We start from the raw sequence: 15,215 nt of genomic DNA on the forward strand, positions 1-15,215 counted from the left end.
TCGCCGTCCTGACGTTTTTTTGCATTCGGAATATTGCGTCGCACCATCGCCGTGTGTATAGTTGGAACTGTCTCCTCCATGTCTCCTCCTGATATGGATTAAGCCCGTTCCGCTCTGCGTGAACGGGCTTTTTTTCGTCCGTCGATTGTGCCGCGTTCCGGCCGGCGGCGCAGGCGCGATGCGTCTACACTCGATGCTCGTGGACTGCGAAGGAGAGCCTTGCCCATGAAACCGACCATCCGCGCGATCGATCACATCGTGCTGCGCGTGACCGACATGGCCGCGATGACGCGCTTTTACTGCGACGCCGTCGGCTGCCATGTGGAGAAGGAACAGCCCGATCTGGGCCTCGTGCAACTGCGCGCCGGCGACGCGCTGATCGACCTGCTGTCGGTCGGCGGCCCGATCGACCGTCCCGACAGCGGCCCGCCCGGCACGGGACGCAATCTCGATCACCTGTGCCTGCGCGTCGAGCCGTTCGATCCCGACGCGTTGACCGCCCATTTCGCCGCACATGGCGCACGGCCGGGCGCGCCCGCGGAACGCTACGGCGCCGGCGGATACGGGCCGTCGATCTACCTGTTCGACCCTGAAGGCAACATGCTCGAATTCAAGGGGCCGCCGGCCGCGATCGGCTGAACGCGGCCGGCACGGGCCGTCACGCGTCCGCGCGCGCCTTCAGCACCGTCCACTCGACCGCCACCGGATCGTGGTCGGCGCTCGAGATCCACGCCGCGCCGTCCTGCACCGTGCATTGCAGGCGCATCGTGCGCTCCGCGAGTTTACCGAGCGCTGCCGCGACACCGTCGTTCAGCGACAGCACCTGCACGTTGCGCAGTCGCTCGACCTTGCTGCGCACGCCCTGCCACCAGATATCCGACGTCTTGCCGCCGTATGCGATCACCGTGACCTGCCCGGCGCGGCCGGCCGCCTTCGAGATGCGCCGCTCGTCGGGTTGGCCGGCTTCAATCCAGACGTCGATCGCGCCGGTCAGGTCCTTCTGCCACAGATCGGGCTCGTCGACGTCCGACAGCCCCTTGCAGAATTCGAGCCGCTCGTGCGCGAACAGCGCGAACGCGACGATGCGCACCATCATCCGCTCGTCGGTTTCGGACGGATGGCGCGCCACCGTCAGCGCGTGATCGGCGTAGTAATGCCGATCCATGTCGGCGATTTGCAGTTCGGCTTTGTAGATCGTGGATTTCAGCGCCATGCGGAGTCGGCCCGGGCGGGCATTCGGTTCGGTCGGGCCGTGATGATACCGAATGCGGGCCGTCCGACGCGTGTCATGCGCCACCCACAGCGCAACGGCCCGGCATGGGCCGGGCCGTGTTCGGTTCGCGCCGCCGGCTCATCGGGCCGGCGCGCTCGCGCGTCGTGTGACGGCGCGGTGAATGGACGGTTACTGCTTGACGAAGCGCGAATCGGTCCAGAGACCCTGCTGGTCGCTGTTGTCGGCGCTGACGAACTGCACGTCGCCCTGGTCGACCGACACCACGCGGAAACGCTGGCCTTCCGGCACCGACAGGCACCGGTAATCGTCGAAGTATTGCTGCTTCGCCTGCGACTTGCCGTCACGCTCGTGACTCAGTACGGAGTCCAGATTGTCTTTCGACAGGCAGCCCCATGCGTTCTTCGTCAACTGGATTTCCTGCTTCGGCTTGACGGCCGAATCGCCGCCGGCTTGGGCAATCGACACCGCGCAAAATGCGCCGACGAGGGCAAAAAGGATACCGGTACGTTTCATCATGTTCTGTCTCCAGGCTTGCGGGCACCAGGCTTGGGTTAGCTATGTGTTTAAAGGTGATCGTGAACCCGCGTTTTTCACTTTAGAAGACCGGCAAGCGATAGCAAGCACATTTGTTGTGCGACCGCAATAGCGGCGGATTGTCGCACCCCGTGCGCAGCCTGTTTTTCTCACCCGGCGCAGACATGACGACGCGCGCCGCCCGACGCACAGGCCCGCGCCGCCGGGCGGAAAGCGTTACTCGGCAAGACTTTCATCAAAGTTACAATGCGGCGATTGAACGGTTTGGATAATCCATTTCGCTATCCGGATCATTTTGATGCGCCGCACATAAAGTCATCCGAAACGATTCGACTTTACCGCAACGCGGAATCGCATTTACCTGATACAAGAAAAATGCCAGGTATAAGCGCATCCGTATTTATCCGTACTTCGCCGCATGGTTTCAGCGCCCGCGAAAGCCCCGCCGCCAGCGCCTTTCGCCAGCGTGTTTACCCTGCCTTATTCTGGGTAGCTTGCTGGCGTTTGAAATAATCGCGCTGAAAAATGCACATGCGATAAGCGTTGTGATACGCGCCGTTTCCGAAAAATTCTTCCTTCAATTCGGCCTCGTGCTGGAATCCGCATTTCTCGTACACGTGAATCGCCGCCGCATTCGACGTATCGACGATCAGGTACAGCTTGCGCATGTTCAGCACCTTGAACGCGTATTCGATCGCAAGACGCGTCGCCTGGCCCGCATAGCCGCGCCCCTGGCGTTGCGGCGCGATGATGATCTGGAATTCGCCGCGTCGATGGATGTAGTCGAGCTCGATCAGCTCGACGAGGCCGACCAGTTCGTCTTGCGCATCGACCGCGACGAAACGGCGCTCGCGCTGGTCGTGCACGTGGCGGTCGTACAGTTGTGACAGTTCCGAGAAGGTTTCGTACGGCTCCTCGAACCAGTAGCGCATGATCTTTGCGTCGTTGTTCAGCTCGTGGACGAAGCGCAGGTCCTGGCGCTCCAGGGGCCGCAGCGCGAGCGTGTTGGTATCGTTCTGGAGTTGCATGTTCATGTCCTTTTTGATGCCGGCGCACGTGCGGCAAGGCCGCATCCGGGCCTGTTTCGCACTGTAAGAAGTTGAACGCGGGCGAAGTTCAGAGCCTAGAATGGGAGCAAGGGTTCCTGCCACCGCAAGGAGGCTATCGTGTTCGAGCAAGTCATACTCGGAATATTCCTCGTGTTGCCGCTCGTGATCGTCGCGGCGCTGTTTTCCGACGAACTTTGGCAGGAACATCGGCGCCAGCATCCGCGCGACGAAAACGCACCGCACATCGACTGGAAGCATCCGTGGCGCCGCGTGCGACGCGGGCATTGAGTCGATTGCCGTTCCTCCGCGAGGCGTGCCGGCCCGGCCGCCCTGGCATGTGAACGCGTGACGTGCCCTGTCAAGCCCCCGAATTTCGCCTCGATCCGATTCCCACTTGATCCGCTCACTCCGCGAGACGCCGCCGTGAACGACCAGCCCGCCCAACCTCCGCACGACATTCCCAGCGAAACGATCGACCTGCAGATCGCCGACGTGCTGGCGGCCGTCCGCTACCCGGCCAACAAGGATGCGATCGTCGATGCCGCGCGCGACGCCGGCGCCAGCAACGAAGTGCTGGCGATGCTCGACGGCCTGCCCGAACAGGACTACGCGGACGTCAACGCCGTCACCCAGTGGGTCGCCGGCAACTTCGGTCCCGGCCTCGGGGTTTGAGCGCGCACCCATAACGCGATAGGATCAGGCCGCACCGGTCGCGCAGCGGCCGGTTGCCTGTCGCCCGGCGCAAGACCGGGCGTTTCCGCCTACGTGCCCGGGGAACTCCATGGAAGGCATCCTGATCCAGCACACGACACGCCGTCAGCTCTGGTTCGGCGCCCTGACGGCGCTCGTCATCGTGCTCGCGCTCGGGATCGCCGCGCCGCACGCGAACGTCGAGCTGCCGGCCGTCGAGCCGTTCATGCCGATGTGCGCGCTCACGGTGTTCACCACCGCGAGCATCGCGGCGTTCTTTCTCGGCGCGCAGTTCACCGTGACGCGCCAGCCGGTGCTCGGCGCGCTCGGCGGCGCCTACGCGTTCACCGCGCTCGCCGTCGCATTGCAGCTGCTCACCTTTCCCGGCGTGTTCGCGCCGCACGGGCTGTTCGGCGCGCAACCGCAAAGCGCCGCGTGGATGTGGATCTTCTGGCATGCCGGCTTCCCCGGTTTCGTGATGGTCGCGCTGCTCGCGCGCGAGCGGCTGGCACGCGCCCCGATCGGCGCGCAGCAGACACGCAGGTGGACGGTCGCGCTGATCGGCGGCCCGGCTGTCGTCGCCGGGCTGCTGTGCCTGTTTGCGCTGAACGTGTCGCTGCCGCCCGCGTTTCATCCGCCCGGCGACGCGGCCGTGCTGCCCGTCAACACCGTCGCGTTGATCGTGTGGCTGCTCAATGCGCTGGCGCTCGTGGCCGTGCTGGCCACCGGCCGGCTGCGTACGACGCTCGACCTGTGGCTTGCGATCGCGGTGCTCGCGTGCCTCACCGACACGACGCTGAACCTGATGAGCACCCATCGCTTCACGGTCGGCTGGTATCTCGCACGCGTGTTCAGCATGTTCACGCCGGGCGTGCTCGTATGCGTGCTCGCGTGGGAAGTGACGATGCTGTACCAGCGGCTGTTCGAGGCGCACGCGACGCTGATCCGTTCGTCCGCACGCGACGGCCTGACGGGCGCATTCAACCGCATGCATTTCAACGATCATTTCCACACGCTGTTCCTGCAGGCGCGACGGCAAGGCGAACCGCTGTCGCTGCTGATGGTCGACGTCGATCGCTTCAAGGCGTACAACGACGCGTTCGGCCACGTGAAGGGCGACGCGTGCCTGATCGCGGTCGCGAATGCGCTGACCGGCGCGGTGCGGCGGCCGGCGGACATGGTCGCGCGTTACGGCGGCGAGGAGTTCGCGATCGTGCTGCCGAACACGGGGGCGCGCGGTGCGCGGCTGGTCGCCGAGGAAGCGCGCGAAGCGGTGCTGCGGCTCGATCTCGCGATGCCGACCGCACCCGCCGGACGCGTGAGCGTGAGCGTCGGCTGCGCGACCGTGTCGCCCGACGATCTGTCGACGCCCGACGCGTTGATCGAAGCCGCCGATGCCGCGCTGTATCGTGCGAAGGATACAGGGCGAAACAGGGTCGTCACCGCCTGAAAACGTCTGCGGTTTCAGGGATTCTTCGGAGATTTGTTACGGTCATTGTGACCGGAATAATCCGCCGTTACGGATTGCGAAGCAGGGAAACGATCGCTTACAGCCGGTGTTGCGGGCGCTCGCTATGCTGGGTTTCATATTGAACCCATGCAGGTGAACGCGATGAAGAAGACCCTTTTGCTGATTGCCGGTGTCGCCGTGCTGTTGAGCGGCTGTATCGTGGTGCCTGATGGTGGCGGGTATTACGGCGGTGGCGGGTATTACCATCACCGTCATTGGGATTGATGCGGGTCAGGGTCCGGATGGGTCGATCGGCATGCTTGCCCCTGCAGGACCGATGATCCGGACCGCAACGCAATCAGGCCGACGTGGTCAGCTCGGCATGCCAGCAGCTACATTCACCTGGCACGCTGTCGATCGTATTTGCATCGACCGTCGCGCAATCGGCGCCCCCTCCCTTGAGCGCGATGTGCTTGCGAAGCATGGGCGTCGAACGTGATCTGCTAGGGAAGCCTCGCCATCATCCGGTCAAGAAAAGTCGGGGGCAAACTGATTTCGCCAAATGTTTCGCCGAACTCGAGCCCTTGGGGGTACATCAATGTCTCCTTCGCCCAATGAAGCTCAACGGGTATGCGAGCCCCGTCCCGATACGTTCGCTCGGCAACGAGACGCTCGCCCTCCCTGTCGTAAAGCCTGAGAACAATCGTATCTCCAAAATAGCAGTATCGTGCCCAATAGCCTCCGTGCGGGGAGCGCTCGATTTTTTGCGTGCGTGAATCGCAAATCGCGCGCAGTTGTACGTCTTTCCAGTAGCCCCAGCCAAACCCGAGGACTGTGACGACGGCAGCCGAAACGAATGCGTGCCGAATGAAAATCCAAACCTCCTTCGCAACAACATCAGTCCAACCCCTTGAGCCAGACAAGAAAGCGTTCAGCAACCGCACTATCGAAGCGAGCACGATAACGGGCAATGCTATCGCCAGGAGAGCTAGCATTAACCACATGCCCGACTCATTAATATTCACATTCACGCGAATCGAATCCTGATGGGTTCCCACAACGTTACATAGCGGTGATCGGGAAAATAAAAAATCGCCATCTCGGTGATGACACTGCTGTCACTCGCAAAATGAGCCATTCCGAATTTGGCAATAGACACTCCCCGCGACTTGCGCATCACCGAACGCACCGGAATACTCTACTCGCGAAATACCCGCAGTGCCGGCCACCGTTGACGCCGACGCAATGACAGCTGACGCTCGACCCGCCACCTTGCCAAGAAAAATTAAAAATCGCAACGCCTTTGAGTATCGACATACCTATCGACGGACTCACGATCCCGGCGCGCTTTGACGACCAAGAAATCCCAAATAATATTTGGTCTGAAACCCAATCACGCTGACAACCATTTCGAACTAGTCCGATTGATTTTCCATGCGCGATCACGCTAGCGTAACAGACATCGCGCATACCGCCCAACATCATCGGATCCGAAAATAGAAATGCCGTCAAACAATGAAAAAATTCCCTATTTCACGATAAATAAAATATTTTGGAAATGGAAACTCCATGACGGTGCAGATGGATGCAAGATTGTTCCAAACTTCTCATTGTCCATGGATAAACCTGCGCCACCGCTTCCGATGCAACCAAAATCGATCACAACCGAACCCAAACACTCCTCTGCGACGCCCAAGCGAGACTCGCTTGACAAAATGGTTGATGACTTGGAAAGGGCCGGCAAGGCGCTGGCGCGCTTTCAAACTTGGCTAAATGCTTCCGCTCCTCCCAAACCCGCCATCGTGAAGCTAAAAAAGGACGATTCCGTACCAGCGTTCGATATTCAAGATATTCCTGCAGCAATGCGCAAAATATATCTCCCGACATCTGCCAAACTTATGGAGCGATGGTTCTCAGGAAAATTGAATTACTCACGGACCTCTTCGGATGAGTCATCAGAAATTAATCAAGATGGAGAACCATATCCATCCGACATGTACGACATGTCCACCGTCAAATTGGATTGGATTCTGCGCTTCCCCCGAGCGAAGCGGCAATTCGACCACCTTATCAATGAAATGATTCGCTCACCAAAATCCAGAATCGAACTTTACAAACTACTGATTCCGCACAAAGACTGCGCAGCGAGACTCTATACCGACGACATATGCGGCAATGATATTCGCGATTTGCACCGAAGATTCCAATTTCAATACTCAAAAGTAGACAGCACATTTGGACAGAAAATTGAAACTCAACTAGATGCGCAACTTCGCAAAAACGGTGTGCCTGACGACCTATCCGGGGCACTCGGATCCTTCAATATCTATGCAGCGCTCGGAAGTGCGCGTTTCTCGTGGGACGTGGATTCACGCAGAACAACAGCTGAAGTGACCGGAGTGTGGGTGTACGTGAAAGACAACTATACATTCACCGACAAATCTGGTGAGCGATCCCAATACTTAGGGCATTGGAGTAGCGACGGCGTCATCATTGTTCCATATAGTGCAATCGCCGCATTTTCGAACTCCGAGCATATCCCATATGTCAAATACGCCGTCGCCAGAGGCAATTCACTCATCAAGGGGAACGTCTACTATCCGGTAGAAAACATCGATTTTAGAAAATGGTCTGAGATACATGGCAGAGGCGGCGACTTTATCATCTATTCTGACAAAAAATTCATCCCAGTCTCCCCTCCCATAGAAATTTCACTATAATCAAATCCAACAATAAATCATGAAGATTTCCTTGAGAATTACTTACACACTGCTCATCATGGCACTGATTGGCATCTTTGCCTTTGACCGAACGCCTCGAGGGGAAGAGTGTCGAGCGTCGACATCTCCAGATGGGATGTATCTTGCCGAGCTGTGCCTTTTAGCTTGGGTTCCGGGTGGAGATTCGCGATATGTTGGTCGCGTATACATCGCACAAACCGGGAGGTTAATAGCCCAGCATACATTCAGCACACCGATTCCCGAAATTGCCTGGAATAGTTATAGCGAGGCCTACGTGTCCTTTTCAAAAGGTGACGGAGGAGATGATTCTGTATATATATCGCTGCCGCCATCGTTTGTCGATCGGATGCTAGCGGCCCGCCCGCATCTGTAAAACCACAGTGTCGATCTGACTGGCAGTCGTCACGCGGATACAGGCACGTTCTATTTCCGGGAGATGGCTGTGCCGTTCCCGGCCAGCAATCCTTTTCGCTTCTATTTCCCGATACAAAACCTGCTGAAAATCACCCCCAGCAGATCATCCGAAGTGAACTCCCCAGTAATCGCATTGAGCTGTTCCTGCGCGAGCCGCAGTTCCTCGGCAAACAGATCGAGTGACTGCGCGCGCTGCTCCGCGTGATCCGCCGCTTGGGCCAAATGCTCCTGCGCGGCCCGCAATGCGATCAGATGCCGCTCGCGTGCAAGATAAACGCCCTCGGCCCCCGCCTGCCACCCGGCGATCCGCAGCAGCTCCGCACGCAGCATGTCGATCCCGTCGCCGCGCTTCGCGGACAGATGCACCTCGGTCAGATCGCCTTCCGCCGCCGGATGCTCGACGCACGCCGCCACACCGGTCAGATCCGTCTTGTTCAGCACGCGCACCACCGGCACGCCGCCGGGAAACCGCGCGGCGATCACTTCGTCATCCGCCGTCATTCCCGTGCGCGAATCCAGCAGATGCAGCACGACATCCGCCCGTTCGATCTCGCTCCACGTGCGTGCGATGCCGATCCGCTCGACCTCGTCCTCGGTCTCGCGCAACCCGGCCGTATCGATGATGTGCAGCGGAATCCCTTCGACCTGGATCGTCTGCGCGACCTTGTCGCGCGTCGTGCCCGCGATCGGCGTGACGATCGCCAGCTCCGCGCCAGCCAGCGCATTCAGCAACGACGACTTGCCGACGTTCGGCTGCCCCGCGAGCACGACCGACAGCCCTTCGCGCAGCAGCGCTCCCTGCCGCGCGTCGCCCAGCACGTGCGCGAGCTGCGCGCGGATCTTCGCGAGCTTGCCGCGCGCGTCGGCCGCTTCGAGGAAATCGATCTCTTCTTCCGGAAAATCGAGCGTCGCCTCGACCAGCATCCGCAGCGTGATCACGTCGTCGACGAGCGCATGGATCTGCCGCGAGAACGCGCCGTCGAGCGAACGCCCGGCCGAACGCGCGGCGGCTTCGGTGCTCGCCTCGATCAGGTCGGCAACGGCCTCGGCCTGCGCGAGGTCGAGCTTGTCGTTCAGGAACGCACGCCGCGTGAATTCGCCGGGCTCCGCGAGCCGCAGCCCGAAACCGCGCCCCGCATCGAGGCAGCGCTGCAGCAGCAGTTGCATCACGATCGGCCCGCCGTGCCCCTGCAGCTCGAGCACATGCTCGCCGGTGTACGAATGCGGCGCCGGGAAGTACAGCGCGATCCCGCGGTCGAGCGGCGCGGCGTGCTCGTCGAGGAACGGCACGTAGCTCGCATGGCGCGGGGCGAGCTTCTGCCCGCACAATGCGTCGATCAGCGGCAACGCGGCCGCCTCGCCACCGCGCCCGAACGACACACGGACGACCCCGATGCCACCCCGGCCGGCAGCAGTGGCAATGGCGACGATCGGATCGGAATCGGTAGCGAGCATGGGAATCGGATAGATGGGATGAATCGGGTAATCAGCGAATATGGTGCGCCCGCGCAACACTTCGGGCATCGGAACGCCGGCATTGTAGCGTGCCGGCACACACATCACCGGCCGCCGCGCAGGATTCGGACACGCTCGAATTTATCCCGCCGGGGATAAGCCGGGTATCAGCCCGGCGCCATGTCCCAGCCACCGTTTCGGACGAGTATGCCTGCTGGAGCGGCCTAACAATGCGGCCCTTAATTCCGACACCCACCTCGATCAAGACCGGGATTCGTCTGAACGAGCTATGTTTATCCCAAATGGTTGTCTGGGACACGACGGTGGAATTGCACAATCTCCCCCATGCCGACATCCGAAGAAAAAGCCGCGTTCTCGGAACGCCTGAAATTCGCCCTGCGGCGCAGCCCGGAGAAGGTCACCGGTGCGACTGAGCTGGCGAACCGATTCAATCTGCGTCACCGCGGAGCACAGCCCGTTTCGCCGCAAACCGCGCACAAATGGCTGACGGGCCGCACGATCCCGACGTCGGACAAACTCGTCACGCTCGCCGAATGGCTGCGCGTCGAAGTCCACTGGCTGCATTACGGCCCGTCGCCGAGCGTGATCGAACACCCGACGCCGCAACCGCTGCCGCGCGACGAGCGCTATCCGCCGACGCCCGAGACGATCGAACTCGCGTCGAAGATCGAAGCGTTGTCGCCGCACCATCGCTACCTCGTGCAGGAGCTGGTCGAGCAGTTCTACGGCGACTCGGGCGAAGCGAAGAAGGGCTGAACCCGCGCTACCGGATCCGCAAAAAGCAAAAAGCCGCATGGGCGAACCATGCGGCTTTTTTTCGTGCATCGCGGGGCGAACGCGCCGCCCCGCGTGTGCAACGGGCGTCAGGCCGGTTTCTTCTTGGCCCCGCCGAGCTTGCGCGTGATGTAGTACTGCTGCGCGATCGACAGCACGTTGTTCACGACGTAGTACAGCACGAGGCCGGCCGGGAAGAAGAAGAACATCACCGAGAACGCGATCGGCATGAACTTCATCATCTTCGCCTGGACCGGGTCCGGCGGCGTCGGGTTCAGGCTCGTCTGCACGTACATCGAGACAGCCATCAGCACCGGCAGGATGAAGAACGGATCGCGCTGCGACAGGTCGTGAATCCACAGCACCCACGGCGCACCGCGCATTTCGACCGACGCGAGCAGCACCCAGTACAGCGAGATGAACACCGGGATCTGGATCACGACCGGCAGGCAGCCGCCGAACGGATTGACCTTCTCGGTCTTGTACAGCTCCATCAGCGCGGCATTCATCTTCTGGGGATCGCTCTTGAAGCGTTCGCGCAGCGCCTGCATGCGCGGCGTGATCTCCTTCATGCGCGCCATCGACTTGTAGCTCGCCGCCGACAGCGGGAAGAACACGGCCTTGATCAGGATCGTCAGCAGCACGATCGACCAGCCCCAGTTGCCGATGTAGCCGTGGATCTTCTCGAGCAGCCAGAACAGCGGCTTCGCGATGATCGTCACCCAGCCGTAGTCCTTCACGAGTTCCAGGCCCGGCGCGATGCCTTCGAGCATGCGCTCTTCTTCCGGACCGGCGAACAGGCGGGCCTGCACGTCGGCCGACTGGCCCGGCGCGATCGCGGCGACCGGCTGCTTCACGCCGACGCGGTACAGCGTCGGATCAATCTTTTCAGCGTAGATGTCGCGCTTCACGCCCTGCTGCGGAATCCAGGCCGACGCGAAGTAATGCTGCACCATCGCGACCCAGCCGTTGTCGGCGGAGGTCACGTAGTCGGCCTTGTTCTTGTCGAGGTCGCTGAAGTTGATCTTCTGGAAATGCTTCGCGTCCGTGTAGACCGCCGGCCCGAGGAACGTATGCGAGAACATCGGCGTTTCGACGGCCGTGTTGTCGCGCACCAGTTCCATGTAGACCGTCGGCGTGACCGGTGCCGTGCCGACGTTGTCGATCTTGGTGTCGACGCCGATCACGTAGCTGCCGCGCGTGAACGTGTAGGTCTTCACGACCTTCACGCCACCCTTCACCGGCGACTCGAACGACAGCTTCAGCGCGTTCTGGTCACCCGTCAGCGACGTCGAGCCGGGGTTCAGCTGCGTGTAGACGTCGTTGTGGTTCGGGAAATCGCCGCCGAGCAGGCCCGAGCGTGCGAGATACGTGTGGCCGGCCGTGTGGTCGAACAGCGTGATGTACAGGTCGGGCTGCTTGCCGTCACCCTGCTTCTTCAGCGTCAGCTTCGCGAGCGTGCCGCCGCGCGTGTCGATTTCGCCGTCGTACACGTCGGTCGAGAACTTCACGAGCTGCGCCTGGGCGGCCGGTGCCGTCGTCGACGGTGCGGCGCCGGCTGCGGCGGCAGGCACTTCGCCTGCGGTCGTCGTCGTCGCGCCCGTGCCCGATGCACCGCCGGCAGCGGCAGCGGGGGCCGTCTGCGTGGCGCTCGGGAAGAACATCGACGGGCGTCCATGGTCCCGCTGCCAGTTGTCGTACAGCATGACAGCTGACATGAAGAAGATCACCCATAGGACGGTGCGTTTGATATCCATGCGTTGTCTCAGAGTCGATGGGACCGCGCGTCGGCTTCGCCGCGAGCGCGAGTGTCGGAGTTGGGCGGCGGGACGAGGTCGATGCCGCCCGCGGAAAACGGATGGCATCGGCACACGCGCCTGACGGCGAGATACGTGCCGCGCGCGGCGCCATGATACTGGATTGCCTCGCGCGCGTAATCCGAACAGGAAGGATAAAAACGGCAACGGCTGCCGAGCATCGGGCTCACGGCAACCTTGTAGAAGCGCAGCAAGGCGATCAATACCGTTTCCATACCTTGGGCGACGCCGTTCGGCGCCGCGTCAAAACCGGCCGGGCAGGCGCGAACGCCGCACCGGGCACGGATGCGTCACTCGGACGCGGGCTTCGACGCACGGCGGGCGATCTCCCGGACTGCCCTGTCGAGCAGTTCGCGAATCTCGGCCGCACACATCGCCGCGAGCGGGGCGGAAGCCGCGCTCGGCAGCGCTTTCTTGTCGAAGCGCGTGTGCTGCCGCAGCAGCAAGTCGTAACCGGCGAATTCGGCCCGGCGCAGGCGAAACTGATCGCGCGCCAGCCGCTTCACGAGGTTACGTGTTACTGCACGCGGCGCATACTTCTTGCCGACGACGAGCCCCAGACGCGCGGGCTGACCGGTCGGCTTGCCGTAAATCACGAAGTGCGCGGAGCGCCGCCAGGGGCGCAAACGAAAAACGGATGAAAATTCATCCGTTTTCAGAAGTCGCGCAGCTTTCGGGAAGGCGGCTTTCGTCTGCGACGGATTCGCACCCGGCTCGACGGCACCTTCCGCAGGACTGCGGACGGCGGACACAGCGCGCAACCTGCCTTAGATGGCGAGGCGCTTGCGGCCCTTCGCGCGGCGAGCGTTGATGACCTTGCGGCCACCTGCCGTCTTCATGCGGACACGGAAGCCATGGGTGCGCTTGCGGCGCGTCACGGACGGTTGGTAAGTACGTTTCATGATGTTCTCACTTGTTCGAGAATGTCGAAATTCAGGGGACCGCGTGCCCTTAACCGGAGGCATTCGGGCGAACGCAATCGCCGGGAATACAGGATTGGTTTTCGCGGAACCCGCTATTTAAACCGTTTTTCCGTTGACGGTCAATACTTTAGGAGTCGCTCGCCTGTGCCCGCCCCGAGCGATCCGGCCCCGCGCCCCACACAACCGGCCTGTGGATAACTCGCTCTGTGGCCGCGTTTGGCGGTAGAATCTCGCCTTATCTCCAAGAATCCCGCACGCCGCTTCGGCTCGCGCCTGCCCCTCCAACACTGTGATGCAGGCGTCCGAGGCACGCTCGCACGACCGCTTCGGGCCTTGTTGCGCTACCGCGACAAGGGCGCCGGCGAGCCGCGCTGTGCACGCAAAAAACGACAGTTACTTGATGAACGATTTCTGGCAACACTGTTCCGCACTGCTGGAGCGCGAGCTGACGCCCCAGCAGTACGTGACGTGGATCAAACCCTTGGCCCCGGTGGCCTTCGATGCGTCGGCGAACACGCTGTCCATCGCCGCGCCGAACCGCTTCAAGCTGGACTGGGTCAAGAGCCAGTTTTCGGGGCGGATCAGCGATCTGGCCCGCGAATTCTGGAACACGCCGATCGAAGTCCAGTTCGTCCTCGATCCCAAGGCAGGCATGCGCAGCGCCGCCGCCGGCGCAGCACCGGCCGCCCCGCGTGCGCCACTGGCCCCGACCGGCCCGGCCGCGACGGTGGCGGCAATCGCCGCCAACCTGACCGCGCATGCCGCCGCTGCGCCCGCCGCGCCGGCCGACGTGCCGATGACGCCGTCGGCCGCCGCCGCGCACCACCTGAACGCCGACGACGCCGACATCGACCTGCCGAGCCTGCCCGCGCACGAAGCGGCCGCCGGCCGCCGCACGTGGCGCCCGGGCCCCGGTGCCGCGCCCGCAGCCGGCGGTGAAGCCGATTCGATGTACGAGCGCTCGAAGCTGAATCCCGTGCTCACGTTCGACAACTTCGTGACCGGTAAGGCGAACCAGCTCGCACGTGCCGCCGCGATCCAGGTCGCGGACAACCCGGGCATCTCGTACAACCCGCTGTTCCTGTACGGCGGCGTCGGCCTCGGCAAGACCCACCTGATCCACGCGATCGGCAACCAGCTGCTGCTCGACAAGGCCGGCGCGCGGATCCGCTACATCCACGCCGAGCAATACGTGTCGGATGTGGTGAAGGCGTACCAGCGCAAGGCGTTCGACGACTTCAAGCGCTACTACCACTCGCTCGACCTGCTGCTGATCGACGATATTCAGTTCTTCTCGGGCAAGTCGCGCACGCAAGAGGAATTCTTCTACGCGTTCGAGGCGCTGGTCGCGAACAAGGCGCAGGTGATCATCACCAGCGACACGTATCCGAAGGAAATCTCGGGCATCGACGATCGCCTGATCTCGCGCTTCGACTCGGGCCTCACCGTCGCGATCGAGCCGCCCGAGCTGGAAATGCGCGTCGCGATCCTGATGCGCAAGGCGCAGTCGGAAGGCGTGAACCTGTCGGAGGACGTCGCGTTCTTCGTCGCGAAGCACCTGCGCTCGAACGTGCGCGAACTCGAAGGCGCGCTGCGCAAGATCCTCGCGTATTCGAAGTTCCACGGCCGCGAGATCTCGATCGAGCTGACCAAGGAAGCGCTGAAGGATCTGCTGACCGTGCAGAACCGGCAGATTTCGGTCGAGAACATCCAGAAGACCGTCGCCGACTTCTACAACATCAAGGTCGCGGACATGTACTCGAAGAAGCGTCCCGCGAACATAGCGCGGCCGCGGCAGATCGCGATGTATCTCGCGAAGGAACTCACGCAGAAGAGCCTGCCGGAAATCGGCGAGCTGTTCGGCGGGCGCGATCACACCACCGTGCTGCACGCGGTGCGCAAGATCGCCGACGAACGCAGCAAGGACGCGCAGCTCAACCACGAGCTGCACGTGCTGGAACAGACGCTGAAGGGCTGAGCGCGCGGCGCGCTTGATAATTCGGCCTCCGCCCCAATTTAAGGGGGGCGGTTCGGTTTTGAGGCACAATACTGGTTTGACCGCCCCGGTGGTGGCGGGCCAAGAGCCCGGCCGGCGGGGCGCTGCGAGGCTGCT

17 protein-coding genes are annotated in these 15,215 nt (G+C 62.0%); 8 read left to right on the forward strand and 9 right to left on the reverse strand.

Annotated features, from left to right (window positions below; genetic code table 11):
* Window positions 1-225: 225 nt before the first annotated feature.
* Window positions 226-639: a VOC family protein gene (locus tag CFB39_RS17565; protein WP_011353604.1), complete on the forward strand. Its 414-nt coding sequence runs from the start codon at window positions 226-228 to the stop codon at window positions 637-639.
* Window positions 640-658: 19 nt separating this feature from the next.
* Here the strand turns inward: CFB39_RS17565 and CFB39_RS17570 are convergent, their stop codons facing one another.
* The 3 genes from CFB39_RS17570 to speG all read right to left on the reverse strand — a co-directional run bounded on the left by CFB39_RS17570 (window position 659) and on the right by speG (window position 2,796).
* On the reverse strand, window positions 659-1,213 hold the full coding sequence (locus tag CFB39_RS17570; protein WP_089473768.1) for a YaeQ family protein: 555 nt from the start codon (window positions 1,211-1,213) through the stop codon (window positions 659-661).
* 189 nt (window positions 1,214-1,402) lie between these two features.
* Complete coding sequence (gene sap1 / locus CFB39_RS17575) at window positions 1,403-1,750, reverse strand: surface attachment protein Sap1 (RefSeq protein WP_011353606.1); 348 nt, start codon at window positions 1,748-1,750, stop codon at window positions 1,403-1,405.
* A gap of 488 nt (window positions 1,751-2,238) precedes the next feature.
* The gene (gene speG, locus CFB39_RS17580; RefSeq protein ID WP_089473810.1) at window positions 2,239-2,796 is read right to left on the reverse strand and encodes a spermidine N1-acetyltransferase; all 558 of its coding nucleotides are present in this window, start codon (window positions 2,794-2,796) and stop codon (window positions 2,239-2,241) included.
* A 444-nt stretch (window positions 2,797-3,240) separates the two neighbouring features.
* Here speG and CFB39_RS17585 point away from each other — a divergent pair, with 444 nt between their 5' ends.
* From CFB39_RS17585 to CFB39_RS40835, 3 genes are all read left to right on the forward strand, one after another.
* Window positions 3,241-3,489, forward strand: a complete 249-nt coding sequence (locus CFB39_RS17585) for a DUF2795 domain-containing protein (RefSeq protein WP_089473769.1) — start codon at window positions 3,241-3,243, stop codon at window positions 3,487-3,489.
* Between the two features lie 109 nt (window positions 3,490-3,598).
* Window positions 3,599-4,957, forward strand: a complete 1,359-nt coding sequence (locus CFB39_RS17590; RefSeq protein ID WP_089473770.1) for a diguanylate cyclase — start codon at window positions 3,599-3,601, stop codon at window positions 4,955-4,957.
* 162 nt (window positions 4,958-5,119) lie between these two features.
* The gene (locus tag CFB39_RS40835) at window positions 5,120-5,242 is read left to right on the forward strand and encodes a hypothetical protein (protein WP_021157980.1); all 123 of its coding nucleotides are present in this window, start codon (window positions 5,120-5,122) and stop codon (window positions 5,240-5,242) included.
* 218 nt (window positions 5,243-5,460) lie between these two features.
* Here the strand turns inward: CFB39_RS40835 and CFB39_RS17595 are convergent, their stop codons facing one another.
* On the reverse strand, window positions 5,461-5,988 hold the full coding sequence (locus tag CFB39_RS17595; RefSeq protein WP_144030266.1) for a hypothetical protein: 528 nt from the start codon (window positions 5,986-5,988) through the stop codon (window positions 5,461-5,463).
* A 471-nt stretch (window positions 5,989-6,459) separates the two neighbouring features.
* On the opposite strand from CFB39_RS17595, the gene CFB39_RS17600 reads away from it, so the two are divergent.
* Together CFB39_RS17600 and CFB39_RS39465 are read left to right on the forward strand one after the other, a co-directional pair.
* A complete protein-coding gene (locus tag CFB39_RS17600; RefSeq protein WP_089473772.1) occupies window positions 6,460-7,677 on the forward strand; it encodes a DUF6402 family protein in 1,218 nt (405 codons plus the stop codon).
* A 19-nt stretch (window positions 7,678-7,696) separates the two neighbouring features.
* Window positions 7,697-8,071 (forward strand): hypothetical protein, encoded by a 375-nt coding sequence (locus CFB39_RS39465; protein ID WP_144030267.1) that lies wholly within the window; start codon window positions 7,697-7,699, stop codon window positions 8,069-8,071.
* A gap of 101 nt (window positions 8,072-8,172) precedes the next feature.
* Here CFB39_RS39465 and mnmE read toward each other — a convergent pair whose 3' ends face one another.
* Window positions 8,173-9,567 carry a tRNA uridine-5-carboxymethylaminomethyl(34) synthesis GTPase MnmE gene (gene mnmE, locus CFB39_RS17605; RefSeq protein ID WP_089473811.1) on the reverse strand — a complete coding sequence of 465 codons (1,395 nt, stop codon included), beginning with the start codon at window positions 9,565-9,567 and terminating at the stop codon, window positions 8,173-8,175.
* 345 nt (window positions 9,568-9,912) lie between these two features.
* On the opposite strand from mnmE, the gene CFB39_RS17610 reads away from it, so the two are divergent.
* Entirely contained in the window at window positions 9,913-10,344 is a 432-nt protein-coding gene (locus CFB39_RS17610; RefSeq protein WP_089426622.1) for a helix-turn-helix domain-containing protein, read from the forward strand.
* 107 nt (window positions 10,345-10,451) lie between these two features.
* Here CFB39_RS17610 and yidC read toward each other — a convergent pair whose 3' ends face one another.
* The 4 genes from yidC to rpmH form a co-directional block, all read right to left on the reverse strand.
* Window positions 10,452-12,119 carry a membrane protein insertase YidC gene (gene yidC, locus CFB39_RS17615; protein ID WP_089473773.1) on the reverse strand — a complete coding sequence of 556 codons (1,668 nt, stop codon included), beginning with the start codon at window positions 12,117-12,119 and terminating at the stop codon, window positions 10,452-10,454.
* Window positions 12,120-12,127: 8 nt separating this feature from the next.
* A complete protein-coding gene (yidD, locus tag CFB39_RS17620; protein ID WP_089473774.1) occupies window positions 12,128-12,394 on the reverse strand; it encodes a membrane protein insertion efficiency factor YidD in 267 nt (88 codons plus the stop codon).
* Window positions 12,395-12,469: 75 nt separating this feature from the next.
* The gene (gene rnpA, locus CFB39_RS17625; RefSeq protein WP_039364627.1) at window positions 12,470-12,931 is read right to left on the reverse strand and encodes a ribonuclease P protein component; all 462 of its coding nucleotides are present in this window, start codon (window positions 12,929-12,931) and stop codon (window positions 12,470-12,472) included.
* Between the two features lie 15 nt (window positions 12,932-12,946).
* The gene (rpmH, locus tag CFB39_RS17630) at window positions 12,947-13,081 is read right to left on the reverse strand and encodes a 50S ribosomal protein L34 (RefSeq protein ID WP_004198824.1); all 135 of its coding nucleotides are present in this window, start codon (window positions 13,079-13,081) and stop codon (window positions 12,947-12,949) included.
* Window positions 13,082-13,502: 421 nt separating this feature from the next.
* On the opposite strand from rpmH, the gene dnaA reads away from it, so the two are divergent.
* Entirely contained in the window at window positions 13,503-15,080 is a 1,578-nt protein-coding gene (gene dnaA, locus CFB39_RS17635; protein WP_218828068.1) for a chromosomal replication initiator protein DnaA, read from the forward strand.
* Window positions 15,081-15,215: the final 135 nt, after the last annotated feature.

This window comes from Burkholderia sp. AU6039 (assembly GCF_002223365.1).
GTDB lineage: Bacteria > Pseudomonadota > Gammaproteobacteria > Burkholderiales > Burkholderiaceae > Burkholderia.